Below are 22,730 nucleotides of genomic sequence, written 5' to 3' on the forward strand. Positions count from 1 at the left end.
GAGATGTGTATAAGAGACAGGACGAACTGCGTCCCGTCGGGATTGTCGGCCAACTCCACCCGGTCGATCCCCTCGATCGGGGCGGCGACGACACCCTCGGTGAGCAGTGCGACCGCCGTCCGGACCGCGCCCTCGATCGTGCCGGCCTGTGTCTCGTAATCGCCGACCCGGCCCTCGGCGAAATCCGCCGCGAGTTCGAGGGCAGCCTCCTCACGGCTCATCTCGCCCTCCAGCTCACGCACGCGCTCGGCGACGCCCTCGATCCCCAAAATGTTCTCCACGCGGTCGGCCATGTCCTTGGCGACCGGGATCTCGATTTCGGGGGTCGGATCGCCACCCTTCCCGCGTGCTTCCTCGGCGATCGCGATGGCCTCGTCGAGCTGCCCCTCGATCCCCTCGAAGTAGCGTTCGTCGTCCGCTCTCATCAGAGCGGCCAGAGATCGAGATCGGTCGTCTCGTCGTGTTCGCGTTCGAGGTGAGCGTCGAACTCCCGGAGATACACCTCGCCGGCGAACACTGTGCCCGAATCCAGATGGCCCGCCACGGTCGAGCCGTCCGCGCGCGAGCAGACCGCGTGGGTGTGGGCGAACCGATCGCCGTCGAGCCACGAGACGTTACCGACGCAGGCGGCGACTTCGAGCGGTTCGTCGAACGTCACCGAATCGTACTCTTGCCTGTCCTGATCGTAGAAGAACAGTTCGACGTCCTGCACCGCGCCGAGCGCGACGAAAAAGCCTGCATCGACGCCCGCGTCGGTCGCGAGCGCTTCGATCTCCGTGCGCCAGTCCGCGCCGTGGTCCAGCCCGGCGACGAACTCGCGCCCCCCGTCGAGTTCCCGGTAGTCCATATCCATCCACTCGCGCGGCGGCGGCAAAAACCTTCAGTTCGCCACGGCATCGATCGGGTCGGCCCCCTGTCGAGTGATCGACCCACCGAGACGGGACTTCAGTCGTCGTGGTCCGTCCCGACTCCGTTCAGCTCGGGATCGAACAGGTCCTCGATCCGGCAATCGAAATAGGCGGCCAGTTTGAACGCCAGTTCGATCGAGGGATCGTAGCGCTCGCGCTCGACTGCGTTGATCGTCTGGCGAGTGACGTCGACGGCCGCCGCGAGGTCGGCCTGGCTCATGTCTGTCCTGTTTCGATGCCGTCGAATCGTGTTTTTCATCCGCGATACCGATACCACGCGCCGATGAACAGCGCCACCAGGAACAGTACGACGTAGCCGTACAGTGCACCTGCGAGTACCGGTGGAACCGTGTAGATTCCGGCCCACGCCAGCACTCTAGTGGCTGACGCGCCAATGACCAATACCGCCGCGAAAACACTCAGTGTGGTCATCGCTGTGCGTCGTTCAAGTTCTTGATCGCGTTCGTCGAACAGTGTCAGGGAGGTGCTGCGCCAGATCGCGAGGACGCTGATGATCCCAAGCCAGTACACTGCTTCGCCAACGAACGGATAGCCGATCGATCTGAGGGCGAGGCCGATGGCGACGCCGGCGAGGAGCACACCGACCATCACACGGCGGTAACGGCGTCTCTTCGTGAAGCGCTTCCGTCCGGTTGTTTCGGTTTGTGTCATCGTTCGTGTGTAAAGCGAACGTTCCGTAAAGCTCGCTTTACAGTAAAGCGTATTTTACACACCATAATAAATCTGTTGCTGCTTGACCTCTTGCTCAGAACATCGATCGTACTCGGAAATCAGATGCCAATGCTCGTCGACCCGCTCAGGGCGTCGGCGGATCGCCGTCGTAGGCCGCGTGATCGGAGTAGAAGTTGAGCATGGCGAACTTGAGTTTCTCCGGCGCGACGTCGAGCAGTTCGGCGCGCTCCTCCTCGGGGAACGTCTCGCGGACGCCGTATTTGCCCATCTCCTGCCGGCCGCGTTCGGTGTAGCGCGCGTCGAGCAGCGCACGCACGCCGATCTCCTCGGGCGAGCGCAGCACGCGCCCGAGCGCCTGCCGCGTCTTGCGGATGGTGGGGATCTCGACGGCGTACTGCCAGCCAGCGCCGTAGGCGGCGTCGTAGGCGTCCTCGACGGCTTCGAGCCGGTCGTCGAGATGCGGGTAGGGGACGCCGACCACGACGACGGTGTGGGCGTCGTCGCCGTCGAAACTCACGCCCTCGGCGAGCGTGCCCCACAGCGACGTGAAGAGTGCACCGTGCTCGTCGGCGGCGAAGCGCTCGCGCAACGATTCGACGGCCTCGCCCGGCTCGTCGAGATACGTCGTCGCGTTCGTCGCGGCGGCGACGCGGTCGTGATAGCGCTCGGCCTCGCTATAGCTCGGGAAGAAGAGGAGCGTGTTGCCCGGCGTGAACCGGATCGCGTCGTCGAGCGTGTCGGTGATCGTTCGCTGGACGTCCCTGCTGTCGCGCTCGCTGGCGAACAGTGCTGGCGTGTCCACGGCGAACGTCCGGCGGCGTTGCTCGGGAAACGTCAGCCCGTAGGCCATCGTCTCGGGTTCCTCCAGCCCGAGCACGTCGGTCACGACGTCGAACGGCCGCAGCGTCGCGCTCATCAGCACGCTCGCGTGGAGGTTCTCAAAGAGCGGCTCGGTCACGTCGCGCGGGATCGAGGCAAAGGATTCCGCACGACCGTAGACCCCATCGGGCCCCTCACGTACCGAGATCACGGGATGACGACCACCGGATGCCCCGTCTTCGAGCCACGATTCGACGAACCGAGCTGTTTGTAGGGTCTGGCACTCCTTGCGAACCTGTGTCTCGCCGTTGCGGTACTTCCGGTCGTACTCCCTGTCGAGGGCTGCTCCGAGCGCGAGCGCCGCCTCGACGTCCGTGTCGATGCCCTGGCCGGTGTAGGCGTCGAGGAAGGCGAGCGTGAGGTCGTCACGGCCCTCGCTGTTGGCGATCTCCAGGTCTTCCCAGTCCTCGCCGATGTGTTCGCGCTCGCCGAAGCCCAGCTCGTCGTCGTAGGTCGAAACGAGTGCTTTCCGGAAGGCACTCACGACGTTTCTCGCCTGCGGAGCCCGCGGATCGTCGCTGTCGTCGCACTCGGCGAGCGCCGAGTCGAGAGTTGTCTCGGTGAGGGTCCGGGTGGCGTGTTCGCGCGCGGCGCTCTCGACGTTGTGGGCCTCGTCGAACACGGCGATGACGTCCTCCGGATCGCGGCCGAGCCACCGGAAGAACTGCTCGCGGATCACGGGATCGAGCAGATGGTGGTAGTTGCAGACCACGAGATCCATCTCCTCCATTCCGTCCTTGAGGAGTTCGTAGCCACAGAGGGTCTCCTGTTCTGCGTACTCGTAGATCTCCTCCGGCGTGCGCACGTCGCTGGCGAGCCACGCGTAGAACGCCTCGGTGTCGACGGTGAGGTTGTTGTAGTAGTGCTCGCAGATCGACTCCTCGCGCAGCTCCTCGACCTCGCTCTCGACGCTTTCGAGTTCGTCCATCACCGCGCTGCGCGCTTCGGTCGCGTCGGCGTCGCCCGACTGACTCGCGTCGAGGAGATCCTCCTCGCGCGCTTCGAGCTCGTCGAGATCCTCCTCGGCATCCACGAGGTCCTTCGTACTGTCGCGCAGCACCTGACACTCCTCGTAGTCGACGTCGATATGACACATCGAGGATTTCCCCTTGAACACCGTCGCGCGGAGCGGTTCGCGGTCGTTGATGGCGCGGGCGTCCTCGATGAACTGACGCATCTGCTGGTGGACGTTCGTCGTGATCACGACGGTTTTGTCCTCCTCGCGGGCGAACTCCAGGGCGGGCACGAGCGCCGAGAGCGTCTTGCCCGTGCCGCAGGCACCCTCGAAGAGGACGTCCGTCCTCTCCCCGAGCGCATCGTGGATGCGTTCGATCGCCTCGCGCTGGTTCTCGTACGGCGACTCGTAGGGAAAGAACCGGAGGGGGGACGCGTCGGCGGCCACAGTAGTGAAAACTGGCGCGCCTTCGGGGATAAGGATTTGCGTACCGGGGCGGAAGTGGTCTCGTCCCCGTAGCTACACCTCGGGCTCGATATAGACCTTCTGTACCTGTGGGTTGGTTTCCACGAGCGCGTCCTCGATCTCGGTGATCCGCTCGTCGATCGACGTGGTTTCGAAGCGCGGATCGAACTCGACGTCGCCGGTCACGATGACCTCCTCGGGGCCGAAATAGACGGTCCGGAAATCGACGACGGTGTCGACACCGCTCCAGCCGGCGACGAGTTCGCGCAGTTCGCGCTCCTCGGCAGCCGGCAGGCTCTCGCCGAGTAGGAGGCGCTTGTTCTCCCACGCGAGCGCGACCGCGAACCCCATCAGGAGGAGGCCGATGAGCAGGGCGGCGACCGCATCGTAGAGCGGATTGCCCGTGATCCGACTGAGAAACACCCCGAACAGCGCCAGCCCCGCACCGCATATCGCGATGGTGTCCTCGGTCAGCGCCGTCAGCGTGGTCACGTCGCTCGTCTTCCGGAACGCCTCGCGAAAGCCGCTCCAGCCGTGGTCGTCGATCTGGCGGCGCATCGCCGCGTGGGCCTTCTTCAGCGCGTAGCTCTCGAACGCGATCGCACCGACGAGCACCGCGTAGTTGACCCAGACGCCGGGAAAGGAGCCGATCACGGGAAGCGAAACCATACCAGTGCCCGGCGGATGCGGATGGACGATCGCGTCGTAGCCGTGTTTCGCGCTCTCCCAGCCCGCGATGCCGAAGAGCAAGACGCTCACGAGGAAGCTATAGAAGAACTGTGCCTTCCCGTAGCCGAACGGATGCTCGCGGTTGGCCTCCTTCTTCCCGTACCGGATCCCGATGAGCAGGAAGATCTGGTTGCCCGTATCGGAGATCGAGTGGTAGGTCTCGGACAGCATCGCGGCGCTGCCGGTGAGGAGAAAGCCGAGGAATTTCAGCACGGCGATGGCCCCGTTGGCGACGAGGGCGGCGATGACGACGGATCTGCTTTCTGCCATGCTCGTCCTGCTCGCGCCGTTCGCAAAGGACTTTCTACGCGACTGGCCGGCTACTCGTCACAGAGCGTCACGAAGTTCCGCAGGATTCGCAGGCCGGTCTCGCCGCTCTTCTCGGGGTGGAACTGCGTGCCGAAGACGGTGCCCGACTCGTCGGCGACGATGCTCGGGAACCGCGTCCCGTACTCGGTGCTGGCGACGGTCGCGCCCTCGTCGTCGGGTGCCGCGTAGTAGGAGTGAACGAAGTAGGCGTACTCTCCATTTACACCGTCGACGAGCGGGTGGTCGCGTTCGACAGCGAGTTCGTTCCAGCCCATGTGGGGGACTTTCATATCGCCGGTGAACCGCCGGTTGCGACCGGGGATCAGATCGAGCCCTTCGACTTCGCCCTCGCCGGCGCGGTCGGCCTCCTCGCTCGTGGTCAGTAGCATCTGCATGCCGAGACAGATGCCGAACACCGGCGTGCCGTCGTCCGCCGCCTCCAGCAGTGCCTCGCGGTACGGCCCGGCGTTCTCGACGCCCTCGCGGAACGCGCCGACGCCCGGTAAAACGATGCCGTCGGCGGTGGTGAACTCCGCCGGATCGTCGGAAACGTCCACGCTGGCCCCGGCGCGTTCGAGGCCCCGCGTCACGCTCCGGAGGTTGCCGAGCCCGTAATCGACGACGGCCACCGACGCCGTCGCCTGCTGGGCGTGTCCCGTGCTCATACGAGCCGCACGCACCGCGCTGGCAAAGTGGTTTGGTATCGCGACAATCGCACCGATCCACTGTCGCGCAGCGGCCCCGAATTCATCCGTTTCGGTGTCTCAGCTCGTGATCGGTGGTGTGCGATAGTCGCGATCAGAACCCGCCGAGACGCGACTGGCCATCGCCCTCGCCCGCGCCGATGACACCGGCGGCCGTGGCGACCGTCTCGGTGAAGGTCTCCTTCTGCGAGCCGTCGTAGAGCGTCGCCGCCGGATGGACGCAGACGAGCACTCGCTGTGGTGTTCCGTCGATGCGGGCCTCCTCGATGGAGCCCGCCTCTTCTGTCACGCGCGCGTCGCGTCCGAGGAGGTGTTCGGTCGGAACCTTCCCGAGCGTGACGACGAGTTCGGGATCGACGGTCGTGATCTCCTGTTCCAGAAACTCCCGACAGTTCGCGAGTTCGTCGGTGTGGGGATCGCGGTTGTCCGGCGGATGACAGCGCACACAGTTGGTGATGCGGATGTCCTCGCGGCCGAGCCCGGCGTCGCGCAGCGTGTCATCGAGGACCGTCCCGCTCCGACCGATGAACGGCTCGCCGGTCTCGTCTTCGTTCTCACCCGGTCCCTCGCCGACGAACAGCAGGTCGGCGTCGTCCGGTCCGTCGCCGTTGACGATGCGGCTCCGCGACTCGCAGAGTGCGGGACAGCGCTCGCAGGAATCGACCTCCAGCCCGTCCATATGGCCCGTTTTGCTCACACGCGACGTGGGGCACGACAGGTCTTAACCGTCCGGCTTTGGCATCCCCTCCGTTTCGACTGCGGTCGGCGCGCGCTCGCGCTCGTGTGCGAGCAATGGCGAGCACCGAGCGCGAACACTGTGCGAGGGATGAGCGAGTGAGTGAAACGAACGAGCGAATCGGTTGGGGAGGTATGTGGGCGGTGCGGGGCGGTTGCGGTCTCTCATTGTCGTCAGCATTCGCGGTTCTCGCGCAGTTTCGAGATAGGGGTGATATTAGCCCGAATCAGCCGTCGCTACCCGTCTTCGATTCGTCAGTCGTCCAGGAATCGGCGGCACGGGCGGCCAGCCGGGCGACCCGTAGCGGCTCGGGCCGTCCACCTTCGAGCGTGAACCCGCGGACCACTCTGGCAGCCCCCTCGTCGTCGATACCGACGCTTCTGACGAACAACGTCTCGTCGTTGACCGAGCATCGACGGCGCGGCGGCTGTGCACGATACGTGTCGAGTCGGGTCGCGAGCGCATCGCCCGAAAATTCCTCCCGCAGCGCCGGTTCCAAGCCCTCACTCTCCTCGAAGGAGATCGAGAGCACGGGTATCCCGGTCGCGTCGTGGAGACGCTGGAGGTCGAGAACGTTGTACCACGCGGGCGCGATGCCCGAGACGAAGAGATAGTTCACGTCCGCACGGTCGAGGCGGGCGTGGAGATCGACGATGGCCTCGGTGGCGTCGGTGCCGCCGATGGCACAGGAGCCGACGACGAACCCGTCGACGACGCGGCTGGCCCGGACGACCGCGCCAGCGAGCGTGCTCCGGCCGCGCTCGCCCCGGTAGGATTCGGCGATCCCGAGCGCGCGCGTCCCGGCCTTCACTCCTCTTTGATGTCCTCGAGTTTGTCGAGTAGCTCGTCGTTCGAGGCGCTGAACTCGAAGTTCACCTCGCCCGCGTGCGCCTCCTCCTCGGTTTTGAGCCCGTCTTCGTCGTCCTCGAAGTCGGTGTCGTACTCCTGATTCCCCTGTTCGGATTCATCGTAGCTCCCAAAGCCCATACGTGGACTACGGGAAGGCAACGGAAAAATCGTTTGTCAGCTTTCAGTCGTTTTTCGGCAGCCTCAAAACGCTCGCTCCCCCACGATCGGCATGGCCGTCCACACCGTCACGGAGGGCGCAGAGACGTTCACGGCGAACGTCTATCTCGTCACGGGCGAGCGCACAGTGCTGATCGACGCCGGAACGATGGCCGGCGTCGAGGACGTCGTCGCCGAGCACACCGACGAGCTCGATGCGGTCGTCCTCACGCACCAGCACGGCGATCACGTCGGCGAACTCGATGCCGTGCTCGACCGCTTCGACGCCGACCTGCTCGCCTACGGTGATCATCCGCGACGAACGGAAAAAATCGCCGACGGCGACACCGTCGCCATCGGTGACGAACGATTCGACGTGATCCACACGCCGGGTCATGCCGACGATCACGTCTCGCTGGTCTCCGAGACGACGATCTTCTCCGGAGACGTCGTGGTTCACGACGACGGCGCGTTCGACGACGGCAGCTTCGGCCGCACGGACATGGCTGGCCAGTCCAGAGACGTGCTCATCGAGAGCATCGAGCGGATCCTCGCCCGACTGCCCGAGGGCGTCGAACGGATGTACGCCGGTCACGGCGACGAGTTCCACGGCGACGTGCGCGGGGTGATCGAGCGAGCGCTCGAACGCGCCGAGCGCCGCGAACCGAAATATTCCGACTAAAAACGACTCAGTTCTCCTCGGGGCCGCTCCCGAGGAAGAAGAGCGCGCCGCCGAGCATCGCGGTGTTCTTCAGGAAGTGGATCAGCTGGCCATCACGCTCTTCCTCGTCCTTGTTCCAGAAGTCGTGCATCGTCGGCGTCACGCCGACGAGAAATGCCGCGATCGCACCGCCCGCGAGACGCGGCGCGCGCCCGAGAACGGTGGCGATGCCGCCGAACAGGAGCATGACGCTCGACAGCGGCACGAGGCGGTCGGCCGCCGGCACGCCCTTCGAATCGGCGTAGGCGCTCATCCCCTCGATGTCGCGCAGGTTGTCGATCGCCGTGTAGGCGAGTACGCCGCCGAACAGCGCACGCCCGAGTGTTTCGAGTCGTCCCATCAGCGGGTCGCCTCCCGCGACTGTTCGCCGTATCGAGCCGCGAACGCAGTGGTCGATATCACGATACAGTCGTTCGGTGCGGCACTCACATAGCCCTTGCCAAACGCGACGAACTCGGCAACTCAGGCGAACAGCTCGCGCGCCTCGTCGATGGCGGCGATCAGCTCGTCGACCTCGTCTTTCGTGTTGTAGAGATAGAACGACGCGCGCGCCGAGGCTGCCGTGCCCAAGACGTCGTGGAGCGGCTGCGTACAGTGATCGCCCGGCCGGATCGCCACGGCGTGGTCGTTCATGATGCTCGCGAGGTCGTGGGCGTGGACGCCGTCGAGATTGAACGAGACGAGCCCCGCGCGCTCGTCGGCCGGCGGCCCGTAGATTTCGATGTCGTCGAACGACTCCAACCGATCCATCGCGTATTCGACGAGTTCGCGCTCGTGGCGTTCGATGCGGTCGAGACCGACGTCGTCGAGGTAGTCGGCGGCCTCGGCGAGCGCGATCCCCTCGGCGATCGGCGGCGTGCCGGCCTCGAACTTCTCGGGCACGTCCGCCCACGTCGTGCGGTCGAACTCGACCTTGCGGACCATCCCGCCGCCGTACATGAACGGCTCCATCGCCGCCAGCAGATCCTTCTTGCCGTAAAGCCCGCCGATGCCCGTCGGTCCGCACATCTTGTGGCCGGAGAAGGCGTAGAAATCCACGCCCAGCTCCTCGACGTCGACGGAGTGGTGGGGGACGGCCTGTGCGCCGTCGGCGAAGATGAAGCTGTCGTGCTCGTGGGCGAGATCGGCGAGTTCGGCGATGGGGTTGACGGTTCCAAGCGTGTTCGAGACGTGTGCCACGGAGACCATCTCGGTGTCTGGCCCGATGATCTCGCGTGCGTGCTCCATGTCGAGGTGGCCTGCCTCGTCGACGCCGATGAATTTCACGTCGGCTCCCGTTCGTTTGGCGATCTGCTGCCACGTGACCAGCGAGGAGTGGTGTTCCATCTCCGTGAGCACGACCTCGTCGCCGGGTTCGAGCTCGCGCAGTCCCCAGCCGTAGGCCACGAGGTTCAGCCCCTCGGTCGTGTTCTTCGTGAAGACCATCTCCTCGCGACCGCCCGAGGCCCCGATGAGCTCGGCGAGGCGGTCGTGGGCGTTCTCGTAGGCCAGCGAGGCCTCCTGGCTCAGGTGGTGGATGCCCCGGTGGACGTTCGCGTTCGTCCCCCGGTAGTAGTCGCTCATCGCGTCGACCACGCGGTCGGGGGTCTGGCTCGTGGCGGCGTTGTCGAGGTAGACGACGCGCTGACCGTCGCCGACGTCGCGTTCGAGGATCGGGAACTCGTCCCTGATGCGCCCGATATCGAGCGGCTCCTCGGATCGAGTGCTCATTGGCGATGTGTAGGAACTGAACGGCCAACACTCCTTCGGTCAGTCGCCCGCTCGACGATCTCCCAATCGTCGCCGAGTCCTGCCGGTGGGCGCTACTCACACGCTCGTCGTCGTGATCGATCGGCTCGGTGGCCCGGTCAGACGTGGCGATCGTGTCACTGACGAACGGAAAGAGTGTAGTGGGCGCGGCCCCATCTACCGTTTGTATGGTGCGTGATGCCAGGGAGCCATACGGGGCTGGGGAGCTTCGCTTCGAGCAGACGCCGTCGCTCGATCCGCTCGTGCGGCGGTGTCCGGAGGCCGACGACGGGGAACGTCACGACCTCTCGACGGCGACCGATACGAACTGTACCGACGGTCGTCGCGTGCTCGTCGCACGAACCAAGTGTAGCTGCGGCTGGGAGGACGAACGGCTCGTCTGAAAGCCCGGGGTTCGTTCGTCAGAGTCGCCGCGACATCACGAGCAACCCCACGACGAGCAGTCCGATCCCCCAGTAGAGCGAGTCGTACGGCGCGAGCTTCAACAGCAGCGTGACCACGCCGGAGGTGAACAGCGACCAGCCGATGGTCGACGAGTAGCTCATGCGAACTCCTGCGGCGCGACGCGGATACGATCACGGCCGGCACAAGCAAGCGAGCCGGGCTCGGATCGACGGCCGAAATCCCTTTACTGCGCGCCCGCCGAACGCTCTCATGCAGACGTGGCTATCGCTGGTCGAAGCCGACGGAGCGGAGTTTCAGGACCTTCAGGAGCTCGCTTCGCTGTGGGGCGACATCAACCTCGAAGTCGAGGAGCTCGACGCCGAGATGATCGACACCTACGCGCTGCTCGGCCGGTTCGACTTCCTGCTGGTCTTCGAGGCCCCCGACCGCGATACGGTGTTCGAGCTCTCGCTGGCCGCCGAGCGCCACGGACTCGACATGACGACGATGGAGGGTGTGCCGATCGAACATTTCGGCCACCTGATCGACGAGTAGCTCAGCCGAGACGCACGAGTTGGGCGTGCGTCGTCCCGCCCACGTCGAGGACGTTCGTCTCCTCGACGAAGCCGTGTTCGACCGCGAGATCCACGGACCGAGAGCCGACGATGTTCGCCACGCGAGCACGCGCGAGGCTCGCCACGACGCGCTCCTCGTCGGCGGGTTCGCCGTCGTAGAACTCCTCGGTGACCTCGAAGGTCACGCCGTCGTTCTCGAAGCTCTCTCCGAGCACGTCGTCGTCACAGACGGCGACGAGCCGTCCTTCAGCTGTTTCGCGCTCGTTGACGATCACGGACGAGTTCCTCCTCGGCCTCTTCGCGCAGCTCTCTGGCCTCCTCGGCGACCTCTTCGGCGCGCTCGTCCTCACCGACCTCTTCGAGCGCGCGGGCTTTCTCCTCCAGCACCTCGGCGTTGCGGAAGCCGAGCCGGATCGCGTTGTCGAAGCTGTCGAGCGCGTCCTCGGCGAGCCCGCGTTCGAGCAGGAAGAAGCCACGGTTGTACCAGCCCTGTCCGAAGCGCTGGTCGCGCTCGACGGCGCGCTCGGCGTGTTCGAGTGCCTGCTCGCTGCGCCCGCTCTCCCAGAGCGCGTACGCCAGATTGGTCTCGGCGCTGGCGGTGTGGTCGGCATCGGCGTCGATGTCGAGCGCCTCGCGGTAGGCCCCGATGGCGGCGTCGTACTCCTCCAGTTCGGCGTGGGCCGCGCCCTTGTTCACCCGGGCCTCCTGTTCGACGCGTTCGTCTTCGGCGAACTGGGCGGCGCGCTCGAACGTCTCGGTGGCCTGTTCGTACCGGTTGATCTCGATGTAGCTCAGTCCCACGTCGATGAGTTCCTCGACGTCGACGTTCTCGGTACCGAGCTGGCGCTCGTCGAGTAGATCGGTCAGAACTCGGGAGTCGATCGGGTCGACCTCGCTCGGGTCGACGGAGAGTTCGGGCGGATCGAGGTCGAACCCCTCGGGATCGTCGAACCCCTCACCCTCGGAGAAGGGATGGTCCCGGTCGCGGCCCTCGTCGGGATCGCGCGGGTCGTCGTCGGTCATGGCCACCCTATGTGACGACCGTGATTAAGGCCTGTGGCCTCCTCGTTCCACCATGCGCCTGTTCGTCAGCGTCGATCTCGCGGGGTTCGACACCGAAATCGAGCGCATTCAGGACCGATTCGCCGACGCGAGCGGCGTCAGACGCACCGATCCCGAAACCGTCCACGTCACGCTGAAATTTCTCGATGACGTAAACGACGAGCGCGTCCCGGCTCTCACCGACGTGCTCGAAACGGCGATCGACGAAGCGGGCATCGATCCCTTCACTGCGGAATTCGGTGGACTCGGTGCGTTCCCGAGTGATGAGTACATCCGCGTGCTCTGGATCGGCGTCCGGGAGGGCGGTGACGAACTGACCCGGTTGCACGAGGCGATCGAGGAGCGAACCACCGAGATGGGCTTCGACCCGGAAGCCCACGAGTTCACGCCGCACGCGACGATCGCGCGGATGGATCACGCCGGCGGGAAAGAGCACGTCCAGCGCGTGCTCCGTGAGGACGATCCCACGGTCGGGACCCGCGAGATCGCAACGGTCGAACTGACAGAGAGCGTTCTCACGGACGACGGAGCCGACTACACCACCGTCGAGCGGTTCGCGTTGTGACCGATGGGCGGACAGAAGGACAAGGATTTAAGCGCCGCGGCGGAAACGAGTCCATCATGAGCAAGAACTCGAAGGCGAAGAAGAAACGCCTCGGGAAACTCGAGCGACAGAACTCCCGCGTGCCGGCGTGGGTCATCATGAAAACCGACCGCGACACGATGCGCAACCCCAAACGGCGCAACTGGCGGCGGAGCGACACGGACGAATGAGCGCCGAGGACTTCGAGGAGCGCGTTGTCACTGTGCCGCTCCGCAAGGTGAAGGCGGGCGCGAACCACGAAGGTGCCGACAGAGCGATGACGCTCATCCGCGAGCATCTCGCTCAGCACTTCAAGGCCGACCCCGACACCGTGCGCCTCGACCCCTCGATCAACGAGGCGGTCTGGGCACGCGGGCGCTCGAACCCGCCGAGCAAGCTTCGCGTACGCGCCGCCCGCTTCGAGGAGGAGGGCGAGCGCGTCGTCGAAGCCGAGCACGCCGAATAACGTGCTCCGCGCGGCCTTTTCCGGTTCTTCGTACGTCGGCGTCTTCGCCCGTGCGACCGACCACTGCTTGCTCGTCAGACCCGACATCGAGGAGTCGTTCCTCGACGGACTCACCGACGAGCTCGACGTGCCTGCCGTGAAGACGACTGTCGCCGGCTCCGGCACCGTTGGCGCGCTCGTCGCCGGCAACGCGAACGGGCTGCTCACGACCGATCGCATCACGTCGACCGAGCGCGAGCGCATCGCCGACGTCGTCGACCTGCCGGTCGCGACGCTGCCCGGCCGGATCAACGCCGCCGGCAACGTCGTGCTGGCCAACGACGAGGGTGCCTACGTTCATCCCGACCTGCCCGACGACGCCGTCGAGGCGGTCGGCGACCATCTCGACGTGCCCGTCGAGCAGGGGATGCTCGCGGGCGTCCGCACCGTGGGAACGGCGGCGGTCGCCACCGATCGTGGCGTGCTCTGTCACCCACAGGCGACCGACGAGGAGCTCGACTTCTTGGAGGAGCTGCTCGGCGTACCGGCGGATATCGGGACCGTGAACTACGGTGCGCCGCTCGTCGGCTCGGGGCTGCTCGCGAACGCGGCGGGCTACGTCGCCGGCGAGGAGTGCACGGGCCCGGAGCTCGGCCGCATCGAGGACGCGCTCGGCTACATCGACTGAGACGCGCCGACAGAGGACAACATACTTCCGGCGCGCTCACCCAAGCGGGGATATGGATACGTTCGTCACTGACAGCGAGACGCATAGTCGAGTGTACCGCACGGAGGCAGGCCGATGAGTCTGGGTGGCGGCGGTGGTGGTGGCGGTCAGCTCGAACAGCTCTCGCAGGAGCTCGATGCTCTCGAACGCCAGAAGGAGGCGATGGAGGACGAGATCGAGGGGTTCCGCGAGGAACAGCGGGAGATCGACGAGGCGACTGAGGCACTCGAAAACCTCGACAGCGGCGCGACGGTGCAGGTGCCCCTCGGCGGCGATGCCTACGTCCGTGCAGAAGTTCAGGACGTCGACGAGACAGTCGTGAGCCTCGGCGGTGGCTACGCGGCCGAACGCGACGAGGAGGGGGCGATCGAGACGCTCGAACGCAAGCGCGACGCGCTCGACGACCGCATCGACGAGGTCGACGAGGAGATCACGGAGATCGAGAGCGAGCGTGACCAGCTCGAACAGCAGGCCCAGCAGCTCCAACAGCAGCAGATGCAGCAGCTCCAGGGCCAGATGGGTGGGCTGGGAGAGGAATCGGACGACGAGTAGGCGATGTTCGACGGACTCAAAGACCGACTCAGCAGTTTTCGCCGCGACGCCGAGGAGGAGATCGACGAAGCGGCCGCCGATATCGAGGACGAAGAGGGCGTCGAGGAGTCGGAAGCAGCGGCCGAAACCGACGAACCCGTTCCCGAGAGCGACGCCGACGCAGTCGAGGACACCGAAATTGACGAGGCCGGCGATCCGGTAGCCGAACCCGATGCACCCGATCCTTCGCCAGCGGAGCCCGAAACGTCGGCAGAACCCGACACACCGGCCGAATCCGACGTATCTGACGAACCCGACACACCGACGGAACCCGACAAGCCGGTCGACGCGTCGGTCGGTGGCGAACCGGTTAGTAGCGAATCGGCCGATAGCGAATCAGTCGAGTCCGAGACGGCGGTCGAACCCGGGACGGTCGAACCGTCGGTCGACGATGACGAGACCGAGACAGTAGGAACGGCCGAAGCGGACGAGGCTGGCGAAATGGAAGCGGAGTCCGAGGCTGCGGACGAGCGCGAACCAACCAGGCTTCGTCGCCCGTCACCGTCGGCGGTCGACGAAACCGAAGACGAGGGCGACGACTCGCTCGGGATCGGGACGCGCGCGAAGCTGTTCGCCACCGGCCAGTCGCTCATCGAGGCCGCCGAGCTGGAGGAGCCGCTGTTCGAGCTGGAGATGGCGCTGCTCGAAAGCGATGTCGAGATGAGCGTCACCGAGGCAATCCTCGACCGACTGCGCGAGGAGCTCACCGGCGCGACGCGCGCGCAGGTGAAGGGCACGGGCCTGGTCGTCGAGGAGGCGCTCGCCGAGGCGCTCCGCGAGGTCATCTCGGTCGGCCAGTTCGATTTCGAGCAGCGGATCACCGAGGCGAACAAACCCGTGACGATCGTCTTCACCGGCGTCAACGGCGTCGGCAAGACGACGACGATCGCCAAACTCGCGCGCTACTTCGAGGAGCGTGGCCTCTCGACCGTGCTCGCGAACGGCGACACCTACCGTGCGGGCGCGAACCAGCAGCTCGGCGAACACGCCGACAATCTCGACAAGGAGTATATCGCCCACGAGCAGGGATCGGACCCGGCGGCCGTGCTCTACGACGCCGTCGAGTACGCCGAGGCCCACGACATCGACGTGGTGCTCGGCGATACGGCGGGGCGGCTCCACACCTCGAACGACCTGATGGCCCAGTTGGAGAAGATCGACCGCGTCGTCGATCCCGACATGACGCTGTTCGTCGACGAGGCGGTCGCGGGCCAAGACGCCACGAACCGCGCCAGCGAGTTCGACGACGCTGCGACGATCGACGGTGCGATCCTCGCGAAGGCCGACGCCGACTCACAGGGTGGCGCAGCCATCTCGATCGCACACGTCACCGGCAAACCCATTCTCTTCCTTGGCACCGGCCAGGGCTACGACGATCTCGAACGGTTCGAGCCCGACGTGCTCGTCGACCGACTGCTCGGCGACGAGGAGTAGCGAAATTTCGTTCGAGCCGCACTCTTCGACTGTCCCCGAAATACTGGCTGTCCAGAAGGCCTTTAACCGCTACACGGCCTAACCCCGCCAAATGGTACTCGACGATCTCGGGAGTTCACTGCGGGGTACTCTCGATCGACTGCAGGGAAAGACGCGCCTCGACGAGGAGGACGTCGAGGAGGTCGTCCGAGAGATCCAGCGCTCGCTGATCCAGGCCGACGTCGAGATCGACCTCGTGATGGAGCTCTCCGACGAGATCGAGCGGCGCGCGCTCGAAGAGGAGCCGCCGGGCGGGACGACCGCTCGGGATTTCGTCCTCCGGATCGTCTACGAGGAGATGGTCGATCTCGTCGGCGATAGCACCGAGCTCCCGCTGGAGTCACAGACGATCCTGCTCGCCGGGCTCCAGGGCTCGGGGAAGACGACCACGGCGGCGAAGATGGCCTGGTGGTTCTCGAAGAAGGGGCTCCGCCCCGCGATCATCCAGACCGATACCTTCCGTCCGGGTGCGTACGATCAGGCCGAGGAGATGGCCAGTCGCGCCGAGGTCAGCTTCTACGGCGATCCGGACAACGACGATCCGGTCGAGATCGCCCGTGAGGGGCTCGCCGCCACCGAGGAGGCCGACGTCCACATCGTCGATACGGCGGGTCGCCACGCACTGGAGGAGGGGCTCATCGACGAGATCGAGACGATCGACGATACTGTCGATCCGGACCGCAGACTGCTCGTGATGGACGCGGCGATCGGGCAGGGCGCGAAGGATCAGGCTCAGCGCTTCGAAGAGGCCATCGGCGTCGACGGCGTCGTGATTACGAAACTCGACGGGACGGCGAAGGGTGGCGGGGCGCTCACGGCCGTCAACGAGACCGACTCGTCGATCGCGTTTCTCGGAACCGGCGAGACGGTTCAGGACGTCGAGCGCTTCGAGCCGAACGGGTTCATCTCCCGGCTGCTCGGGATGGGCGATCTCAAGCAGCTCGCCGAGCGCGTCGAGCGCGCGATGGAGACCGGCGACGAGGAGGAGGACTGGGACCCCGAGGACATCATGTCCGGCCAGTTCACGCTCAAGGACATGCGTCACCAGATGAATGCGATGAACAAGATGGGGCCGCTCGACCAGGTGCTCGACATGATCCCCGGGCTCGGCGGCGGGCTCAAGGATCAGCTCCCCGACGACGCGATGGACGTCACGCAGGATCGAATGCGGAGCTTCGAGGTCGTCATGGACTCGATGACCGACAAGGAGCTCGAAAACCCCCGTTCCGTGGGCGCGAATCAGGTCCGCCGCGTCGCGCGCGGCTCCGGCCAGCCCGAGGAGCGCGTTCAGGAACTGCTCGAACAACATCGGATGATGGAGCGCACCCTCAAGCAGTTCCAGGGGATGGGCGATGCGGACATGCAGCGGATGATGAAGCGCATGGAACAGGGCGATGGTGGCGGCGGGATGGGCGGCATGGGTGGGATGGGCGGCGGTGGCGGCCCGTTCTGAGAGCGCGAAGCGGACGTGTTTTTACCGATGGCGGCGCTCGACACGCCAATGAGCGTCGTCGAGGTCGCGCGCGAGGCCTACCGCGAAGCGCTGCCGGCGCTGTCGGTGAGCCTTGTCGCCGGGCTTCTCTCGGGAGTCGTTCTCGGCGGGATGCAGGACGAACTCCGAGTCGTCAGCGGACTGCTCATGCTCGTACCGGCGTTTTTGGCCACACGGGGCAACGTCTTCGGCTCCTTCGGCGCGCGGTTGGCGACCGCGCTCCATCAGGGTCTCATCGAACCGCGGGTACGCGGTGGCGACGAGCGTCTTCGGGCGGCAGTTACGGCCGCTCTCGTGAACGCTCTACTCGTGAGCGTCTTCGCCGCCGTCGCCACGTATTTCGTGCTGACGCTGCTCGGACTGCCACACGCCTCGCTGCTCACGCTCGTTGCGATCGCCACCATCGCGGGTGCGCTCTCCGGTGCTGTCCTGGCGACGGCGGTCGTGGTGGTGGTCTTTGCGGGCTACCGGCGCGGCTACAACCCCGACACCATCGTGGGGCCGGTCGTGACGACCACCGGCGACGTCTTCGGACTCCTCTTTCTCCTCCTGGCCGTCCGGGTCGTCCTCGCGCTGCTCGGGGGTGGCGGCTGAGTGGCGACCGAGTGGTCGGTACGGGCGATCACGCGCGCAATGCTGCCGATCCTCTTCGTGCTCACGCTCGTCGAACTCGGGAGCGGTCTCGTGCTCGATTCGTTCGAGGCAACCCTGCTCCAGTTCCCCTCGCTGCTCGTGCTCGTGCCCGTCACCATCGGCACCGCCGGCAACCTCGGGAGCGTGCTCGCCGCGCGACTCTCGACGGCCCTTCACCTGGGACGGCTCTCCTTCGCACCCGACGACGAGGTTCTTGCGGGCAACGCCGTCGCGACCGTCGCTCTCTCGTTCACCGTCTTTCCGGCCGTGGGTGCCGGTGCGTGGGCGCTGTCGGCGCTGGTCGCCGAAACCCAACTCGCGCTCGCGACGGTCCTGCTGGTCGCGACGGCCAGCGGCGCGATCCTGGCCGTGCTCGCCGTTCTCGTCACTATCGTGGCGACCTACGCTGCCTACCGATTCGGCCTCGATCCCGACGACGTGGTGATTCCGGTCGTGACGAACGTTTCGGACGTGCTCGGAGTCGTCGTTCTGTTCGCCGTCGTTCAGATCGTCGTCTGATACTGTCGGACAGATCCGATCGAGAACCTGTGACGCGAAACTCAGCTCGTTGCAGTGGGTTCCCGGAATCGAATCTTTGCGTACTTCTGTCCGACAGTATAAGCAGGACGGCGGATTTAGGAACCTGGCCACGTTCGGTGGCGCATGGATCGTGGCGTGTGGCTGCTCGTCGGCTGTCTCGTCCTCGCCGGCTGCATGGCCACCGGGCCGGGCGCTGACGGATCGCCGAACGCCACCGCGGCGACCACGATGGTCGATACCTCCGCTGCGAACACCGGTGTCGATATGGGGTCCTCGGCGAAGACGGCGAACTCCGGGCTTCGAGCGACCGTCACGCACGTCGTCGACGGCGATACACTCGACGTCAGATATCCCAACGGAACCACGGACACGGTCCGGCTGCGCGGCGTCGACACGCCCGAGGTCCACGTCCCTACGAATCCGAGCGAGTTCGAGGGCGTGCCCGACAGCGACGCCGGCGCGGCGTGTCTCGGCGACGCGGGCGACGAGGCGAGCACGTTCACGACGCGGGCGGTTGCCGGTGAGACGGTGCGACTCGTGGAGATCGACGGCCGCGGACGCTACGATCGTCTGCTGGCGTTCGTCCGCCACGACGGCCATCGTCTCAACTATCGGCTCGTCGCGACGGGCCACGCGCGAGTCTACGACGACCAGTTCGAGGGCCGCGAGCGGTTCTCCCGGGCCGAGGCGCGCGCCCGGCGGAATGGGACGGCTCTCTGGTTGTGTGCAAACGAGCCGTCGGCAACACCGACCGGCTCCGACGACAGGCCGCTCACGATCGCCGCGATCGCCGCCGACGCACCGGGCAACGACAACGCGAACCTCGACGAGGAGACCGTCACTCTCGAAAACAGCGGGTCGGCCCCGATCGCCCTCGACGGCTGGACGGTCCGCGATGAAGCGGACCACACCTACTCGTTCCCGAGCGACGCCACCCTCGCCGCTGGTGCAAGTCTCACGCTGCACACCGGACGCGGAACCGACACGGACACCGACCGCTACTGGGGAGCGACGAGCGCCGTCTGGAACAACGACGGCGACACCGTGGTCGTCGCGAACGCGAGCGGCGCGGTCGTCGCGCGGCGTTCGTACGGCTGAGCGCAGCACTCAACCGGCTGGCAGCCGTAGCCGAGCTGTGGCATCGCGCCTCGAACTCCCGCCGCGGCTGGTCGACTTATCGATCCTCGTAACTGTGAGTTTCGCGGTCGCTACCGGCCTGCTGAGCCTCGTCTCCGGACGGCCCGGCGACGCGATCGTCTTCGTCCTTCACGGGATAGGTGGGCTGGCGCTCGTTCTCCTCCTCTTCTGGAAACTCCGCCGCGTGCGCCCGCGACTGACCAACCGGGCGGCGTGGAATCGGGGCACGATCGTCTCGGTTCTCCTGACCGGTCTCGCGCTCGCGGCGCTCGCCACCGGGTTCGTCTGGACCTCGGGCGCGACGCCGATGGTCGGCCCGTGGCTGCTCCTGTTCGTCCACATGGCGCTCGGCGTTCTCGTCGTTCCCGTCCTGCTTATCCATCTTCGTGGACGGATCCATCTCCCGAGCACGGACGACTTCGAGGGTCGGCGGACGGCGCTCTCCTCGCTCGCGGTCGTCGGTTTCGGCGCGCTCGCGTGGCGCTTCCAGCGCGGGGCGAACCGCCTGCTCGGGCTCGCCACCGACCAGCGCTTCACCGGTTCGACCGAGGAGGGGACGGACGCGGCCAACGCCTTCCCGGTGACGAGCTGGGTCGCCGACGATCCCGACCCGATCGACCCCGCCGACTGGGAACTCCGGGTCGGGGGCGCGGTCACACGCGAGCGGACGCTCTCGATCGACGATCTCGACCCCGAGAGAACGGAGCGCACCACTCTCGACTGCACGAGCGGCTGGTACTCGACTCACGACTGGCGCGGCCTACGGGTTGGCGATCTCCTCGATACGATCGAGCCCGATCCCGCGGCACGGTGGGTCTCCTTCCGCTCGGTGACGGGCTATCGCTGGAGTCTCCCGATCGAGGAGGCCCGCGACGCGCTGCTCGCCACTCACACCGACGGCGAGCGGCTCTCGCACGGCCACGGCTTCCCGCTCAGGCTGGTCGCGCCCGGCCGGCGCGGCTTCCAGTGGGTGAAGTGGGTCGACGGGATCGAGGTCAGCCGCCAGCGCGACACGAGCGAGTGGCTGGCGATCTTCGTCAGCGGGTTCGACGAGAACTCTACGAGCGATCGCTGACCGGCGCTCCGTCTTCGGTCGGCGGCGCGATGTGATCGATATACTCCTCGACGCTCGGCTCGTGGACCCGGATCCGTAGCTCGATGTCGCCGAGCTCGTCCGGCTCGCCGACCGCGAAGTTGACGACGCCCTCGAAGGCGGCCTGTTTCTTCAGCGCGACGCGCACGATGTCGCCCTGACGGTCGGCGAAGAACTCGTTGCGGGCGCTGTCGAGGATCTCCTGGTCGTGCAGTAGCTCCGAGAAGTGGTCCAAACTATGGGTTTCGGCGCGCACCTCGCCGGGCGCGCGCTCGATCTCCGCACCGGGCACGAGGTTCTCGACGGCCGTGACGACCCGTTCGGTGACTTCGGTGTCGTTAACCGGCGCGGCGAGTTCGACATCGATGCGGTACATCACTGCCCTTCCTCCGCAAGCAGCGTTCGGATGCGGTCCTGAAACGCCGCGAGCGAGTCGGTATTTGCGATCCGCCTGTCGGCGCGCTCGATGGCATCGTCCATCCCGAAGCCGAGTTCGCGCTCGTCGCGGGCGTCGAGGCTCTCGCCGCCGTCGGCGCTCGCGACGTCGCGACCCCGCGCATCGATGCGCTCGGCACGCACCTCGAACGGGGCCTCGATGGCGATGAGCGAGAACGCCTCGCCGAACCGCTCCTCGAACCGTTTGACCTCGACGCCCGACCGGATGCCGTCGACGAGCACCGTCGAGGACTCACCGCGTTCGCGCTCGATGATCGGCAGCGAGCGCTCGGCGATGGCTCCGGGACCACTCTCCTCGCGGAGCGCCTGCGCCACGCGACCGTGGTGTTCGGCGGGATCGAGCCCTCGATCGCGGCAGGCCTCCCTGATGACGTCGCCCATCGTCACGACCGGGATCCCCATCTCGCGGGCGACGGCGGCGGCCTCGCTCTTGCCGCTGCCCGGCAGGCCGACGATACCGATGACGCTCATTGCGCCCTCTTGTGGAGAATCGCTGTTAAACGCTCCGCACCGGACCCAATCGCTTTTGAACCGCTCGCTCTCACCCCCTCCTGTGGGCACGTAGCTCAGCCCGGATAGAGCGTCGGACTTCTAATCCGACGGCCGTGGGTTCGAATCCCACCGTGCCCGTGCAGCGACCGCAGGGAGCGAACCGGCACGCAGGGGATTCGAAGCAGGGAGTGGAGCGAGCGTAGCGAGCGGAACGACCGTGGTTCGAATCCCACCGTGCCCGTAGTACCTTTTTACTGCGTCCCCGTTCGCTCGCTGCGCTCGCTCAGGGTCCTTGCAAAAAGCTACGCTAAAAACGTCCCGCTCGCTCCCTACGGTCGCTCACGGTGAACCGCGCTCGTTGCACTCGCGCGGATACTTACCACTCACGAACCGCACAGCACCGCCTCCGCCGAAGCCCTCGGCGCGCGCTCACTCCGTTCGCTACTCGCTCGGCTCCGCCTCGCTCGCGCACCTCGCCCTTCATCCGCCAGGCACCGCTCGGCGACCGCAACCGCCGCCCGCGGCGCGGGCGGACCACGCGCTTTTTGCTCGCGGAGGTGAAACGAGGGGCGATGAGGGTCGGTATCGTCGCTCGTCGTGGCAACGATCGAGCGGCCGCGCTCGCCGCCGAGGTCCGCGAACACCTCCGCGAGTCGGGTGCCCAAGTGTGGATCGACGAGGCGACCGCCGACGCACTCGCAGTCGATGGCTACCCCGTCGCGCGGATGAGCGACTGCACGCTCGTCGTCTCGATCGGCGGCGACGGAACTTTCCTCTTTACTGCCCGCGAGGTCGGCACCACGCCGATCATGGGCGTCAATCTCGGCGAGGTGGGCTTCCTCAACGCGACCTCGCCCGACGACGCGCTCGCCGAACTCACGCACGAACTCGACCACATCGAGCGTGAGGGCGAGCCACGGACCCGGACCGTGCCCCGACTACGCGTCACCGGCGAGGATATATCGCTCCCGCGTGCGCTCAACGAGATCGTCGTGATGGGTGATCGCGGTCCCGGTCGCGGCGCGGAGTTCACCGTCGAGATCGACGGCAGCGAGTATCTCGACAGCCACGCCGACGGTGTGCTCGTCGCCACTCAAACTGGGAGCACGGCCTACAACCTGAGCGAGGGCGGCCCGCTGGTCCATCCCGACGTGCCGGCGCTCGTCGTCACAGATCTGTCTCTTATACACATCT

32 protein-coding genes and 1 tRNA gene (1 of these 33 running past the window's edge) are annotated in these 22,730 nt (G+C 66.3%); 16 read left to right on the forward strand and 17 right to left on the reverse strand.

The annotated features are described in order from the left end of the window. The 10 genes from C448_RS16510 to C448_RS02985 all read right to left on the reverse strand — a co-directional run. Nucleotides 1-425, reverse strand: partial view of a DNA polymerase II large subunit gene (locus C448_RS16510; RefSeq protein ID WP_004051810.1) — the 5' portion only. It extends 28 nt beyond the left edge of the window; the window shows 425 of its 453 coding nt (coding positions 1-425); the start codon lies at nt 423-425; its stop codon lies off the left edge, out of view. Beyond that, nucleotides 425-847: a PPC domain-containing DNA-binding protein gene (locus tag C448_RS02945; protein WP_004051812.1), complete on the reverse strand. Its 423-nt coding sequence runs from the start codon at nt 845-847 to the stop codon at nt 425-427. The genes C448_RS16510 and C448_RS02945 overlap by 1 nt, the downstream gene beginning before the upstream one ends. A 98-nt stretch (nt 848-945) precedes the next feature. After that, nucleotides 946-1,167, reverse strand: coding sequence for a helix-turn-helix transcriptional regulator (locus C448_RS02950; RefSeq protein ID WP_080503145.1), 222 nt, complete (start codon nt 1,165-1,167; stop codon nt 946-948). After that, on the reverse strand, nt 1,164-1,517 hold the full coding sequence (locus tag C448_RS02955) for a hypothetical protein (protein ID WP_004051816.1): 354 nt from the start codon (nt 1,515-1,517) through the stop codon (nt 1,164-1,166). The genes C448_RS02950 and C448_RS02955 overlap by 4 nt, the downstream gene beginning before the upstream one ends. Nucleotides 1,518-1,725: 208 nt before the next feature. Continuing rightward, on the reverse strand, nt 1,726-3,882 hold the full coding sequence (locus C448_RS02960; protein WP_004051824.1) for an ATP-dependent DNA helicase: 2,157 nt from the start codon (nt 3,880-3,882) through the stop codon (nt 1,726-1,728). Between the two features lie 72 nt (nt 3,883-3,954). Further along, on the reverse strand, nt 3,955-4,899 hold the full coding sequence (locus tag C448_RS02965) for a cation diffusion facilitator family transporter (protein WP_004051825.1): 945 nt from the start codon (nt 4,897-4,899) through the stop codon (nt 3,955-3,957). A gap of 50 nt (nt 4,900-4,949) precedes the next feature. Further along, nucleotides 4,950-5,603, reverse strand: a complete 654-nt coding sequence (gene hisH / locus C448_RS02970) for an imidazole glycerol phosphate synthase subunit HisH (protein ID WP_004051826.1) — start codon at nt 5,601-5,603, stop codon at nt 4,950-4,952. 133 nt (nt 5,604-5,736) lie between these two features. Then, the gene (locus C448_RS02975; RefSeq protein ID WP_004051827.1) at nt 5,737-6,321 is read right to left on the reverse strand and encodes a uracil-DNA glycosylase; all 585 of its coding nucleotides are present in this window, start codon (nt 6,319-6,321) and stop codon (nt 5,737-5,739) included. A 283-nt stretch (nt 6,322-6,604) separates the two neighbouring features. Continuing rightward, complete coding sequence (locus tag C448_RS02980) at nt 6,605-7,189, reverse strand: endonuclease dU (RefSeq protein WP_004051828.1); 585 nt, start codon at nt 7,187-7,189, stop codon at nt 6,605-6,607. Next, complete coding sequence (locus C448_RS02985) at nt 7,186-7,365, reverse strand: DUF5786 family protein (protein ID WP_004051829.1); 180 nt, start codon at nt 7,363-7,365, stop codon at nt 7,186-7,188. The genes C448_RS02980 and C448_RS02985 overlap by 4 nt, the downstream gene beginning before the upstream one ends. 91 nt (nt 7,366-7,456) lie before the next feature. Between C448_RS02985 and C448_RS02990 the strand changes: the two genes are divergently transcribed. Continuing rightward, nucleotides 7,457-8,065 carry an MBL fold metallo-hydrolase gene (locus C448_RS02990; RefSeq protein ID WP_004051830.1) on the forward strand — a complete coding sequence of 203 codons (609 nt, stop codon included), beginning with the start codon at nt 7,457-7,459 and terminating at the stop codon, nt 8,063-8,065. 7 nt (nt 8,066-8,072) lie between these two features. On the opposite strand, the gene C448_RS02995 is transcribed toward C448_RS02990, so the two are convergent. Both C448_RS02995 and C448_RS03000 read right to left on the reverse strand, forming a co-directional pair. Next, nucleotides 8,073-8,444 carry a DoxX family protein gene (locus tag C448_RS02995; protein ID WP_004051831.1) on the reverse strand — a complete coding sequence of 124 codons (372 nt, stop codon included), beginning with the start codon at nt 8,442-8,444 and terminating at the stop codon, nt 8,073-8,075. Between the two features lie 122 nt (nt 8,445-8,566). After that, nucleotides 8,567-9,814, reverse strand: coding sequence for an aminotransferase class V-fold PLP-dependent enzyme (locus C448_RS03000; RefSeq protein ID WP_004051832.1), 1,248 nt, complete (start codon nt 9,812-9,814; stop codon nt 8,567-8,569). 206 nt (nt 9,815-10,020) lie between these two features. Here C448_RS03000 and C448_RS03005 point away from each other — a divergent pair, with 206 nt between their 5' ends. Next, nucleotides 10,021-10,236, forward strand: a complete 216-nt coding sequence (locus C448_RS03005) for a hypothetical protein (protein ID WP_004051833.1) — start codon at nt 10,021-10,023, stop codon at nt 10,234-10,236. 18 nt (nt 10,237-10,254) lie between these two features. Here the strand turns inward: C448_RS03005 and C448_RS16240 are convergent, their stop codons facing one another. Next, entirely contained in the window at nt 10,255-10,398 is a 144-nt protein-coding gene (locus C448_RS16240; protein WP_004051834.1) for a hypothetical protein, read from the reverse strand. A 109-nt stretch (nt 10,399-10,507) separates the two neighbouring features. On the opposite strand from C448_RS16240, the gene C448_RS03010 reads away from it, so the two are divergent. Next, nucleotides 10,508-10,792, forward strand: a complete 285-nt coding sequence (locus tag C448_RS03010; RefSeq protein ID WP_004051835.1) for a GYD domain-containing protein — start codon at nt 10,508-10,510, stop codon at nt 10,790-10,792. 1 nt (nt 10,793) lies between these two features. Here the strand turns inward: C448_RS03010 and C448_RS03015 are convergent, their stop codons facing one another. Beyond that, nucleotides 10,794-11,087: a DUF424 domain-containing protein gene (locus C448_RS03015; protein ID WP_004051836.1), complete on the reverse strand. Its 294-nt coding sequence runs from the start codon at nt 11,085-11,087 to the stop codon at nt 10,794-10,796. Further along, on the reverse strand, nt 11,059-11,835 hold the full coding sequence (locus C448_RS03020) for a tetratricopeptide repeat protein (RefSeq protein ID WP_004051837.1): 777 nt from the start codon (nt 11,833-11,835) through the stop codon (nt 11,059-11,061). Before C448_RS03020 ends, C448_RS03015 begins: the two co-directional genes overlap by 29 nt. Before the next feature lie 52 nt (nt 11,836-11,887). Between C448_RS03020 and thpR the strand changes: the two genes are divergently transcribed. The 11 genes from thpR to C448_RS03075 all read left to right on the forward strand — a co-directional run bounded on the left by thpR (nt 11,888) and on the right by C448_RS03075 (nt 20,570). Beyond that, nucleotides 11,888-12,439, forward strand: coding sequence for an RNA 2',3'-cyclic phosphodiesterase (gene thpR / locus C448_RS03025; protein ID WP_004051838.1), 552 nt, complete (start codon nt 11,888-11,890; stop codon nt 12,437-12,439). Between the two features lie 56 nt (nt 12,440-12,495). After that, nucleotides 12,496-12,648: a 50S ribosomal protein L39e gene (locus C448_RS03030; protein WP_004051839.1), complete on the forward strand. Its 153-nt coding sequence runs from the start codon at nt 12,496-12,498 to the stop codon at nt 12,646-12,648. Continuing rightward, complete coding sequence (locus tag C448_RS03035) at nt 12,645-12,923, forward strand: 50S ribosomal protein L31e (protein WP_004051840.1); 279 nt, start codon at nt 12,645-12,647, stop codon at nt 12,921-12,923. Before C448_RS03030 ends, C448_RS03035 begins: the two co-directional genes overlap by 4 nt. Before the next feature lies 1 nt (nt 12,924). Further along, a complete protein-coding gene (locus C448_RS03040) occupies nt 12,925-13,590 on the forward strand; it encodes a translation initiation factor IF-6 (RefSeq protein WP_004051841.1) in 666 nt (221 codons plus the stop codon). A gap of 114 nt (nt 13,591-13,704) precedes the next feature. Continuing rightward, nucleotides 13,705-14,181 (forward strand): prefoldin subunit alpha, encoded by a 477-nt coding sequence (gene pfdA / locus C448_RS03045; protein WP_004051842.1) that lies wholly within the window; start codon nt 13,705-13,707, stop codon nt 14,179-14,181. Nucleotides 14,182-14,184: 3 nt separating this feature from the next. Continuing rightward, nucleotides 14,185-15,654, forward strand: a complete 1,470-nt coding sequence (gene ftsY, locus C448_RS03050) for a signal recognition particle-docking protein FtsY (protein ID WP_004051843.1) — start codon at nt 14,185-14,187, stop codon at nt 15,652-15,654. Between the two features lie 91 nt (nt 15,655-15,745). Further along, nucleotides 15,746-17,146: a signal recognition particle protein Srp54 gene (locus C448_RS03055; protein ID WP_004051844.1), complete on the forward strand. Its 1,401-nt coding sequence runs from the start codon at nt 15,746-15,748 to the stop codon at nt 17,144-17,146. A 48-nt stretch (nt 17,147-17,194) separates the two neighbouring features. After that, nucleotides 17,195-17,779, forward strand: a complete 585-nt coding sequence (locus tag C448_RS03060) for a magnesium transporter (protein ID WP_004051845.1) — start codon at nt 17,195-17,197, stop codon at nt 17,777-17,779. After that, entirely contained in the window at nt 17,780-18,337 is a 558-nt protein-coding gene (locus C448_RS03065) for a magnesium transporter (RefSeq protein ID WP_004051846.1), read from the forward strand. 144 nt (nt 18,338-18,481) lie between these two features. After that, nucleotides 18,482-19,456, forward strand: a complete 975-nt coding sequence (locus tag C448_RS03070; RefSeq protein ID WP_004051847.1) for a lamin tail domain-containing protein — start codon at nt 18,482-18,484, stop codon at nt 19,454-19,456. A gap of 37 nt (nt 19,457-19,493) precedes the next feature. Beyond that, nucleotides 19,494-20,570, forward strand: a complete 1,077-nt coding sequence (locus C448_RS03075) for a molybdopterin-dependent oxidoreductase (protein WP_004051848.1) — start codon at nt 19,494-19,496, stop codon at nt 20,568-20,570. Here C448_RS03075 and C448_RS03080 read toward each other — a convergent pair. Then, a complete protein-coding gene (locus C448_RS03080) occupies nt 20,554-20,964 on the reverse strand; it encodes an RNA-binding domain-containing protein (RefSeq protein ID WP_004051849.1) in 411 nt (136 codons plus the stop codon). The two genes, C448_RS03075 and C448_RS03080, sit on opposite strands and share 17 nt — an antisense overlap. After that, nucleotides 20,964-21,515: an AAA family ATPase gene (locus C448_RS03085; RefSeq protein WP_004051850.1), complete on the reverse strand. Its 552-nt coding sequence runs from the start codon at nt 21,513-21,515 to the stop codon at nt 20,964-20,966. The genes C448_RS03080 and C448_RS03085 overlap by 1 nt, the downstream gene beginning before the upstream one ends. Nucleotides 21,516-21,599: 84 nt before the next feature. Here C448_RS03085 and C448_RS03090 point away from each other — a divergent pair. Both C448_RS03090 and C448_RS03095 read left to right on the forward strand, forming a co-directional pair. After that, nucleotides 21,600-21,674: transfer RNA gene (locus C448_RS03090), tRNA-Arg, on the forward strand. Nucleotides 21,675-22,108: 434 nt separating this feature from the next. Then, on the forward strand, nt 22,109-22,730 hold a 622-nt coding region (locus C448_RS03095), incomplete at its 3' end, for an NAD(+)/NADH kinase (RefSeq protein ID WP_004051851.1).

The organism is Halococcus morrhuae DSM 1307 (assembly GCF_000336695.1).
Classification (GTDB): Archaea; Halobacteriota; Halobacteria; order Halobacteriales; family Halococcaceae; genus Halococcus; species Halococcus morrhuae.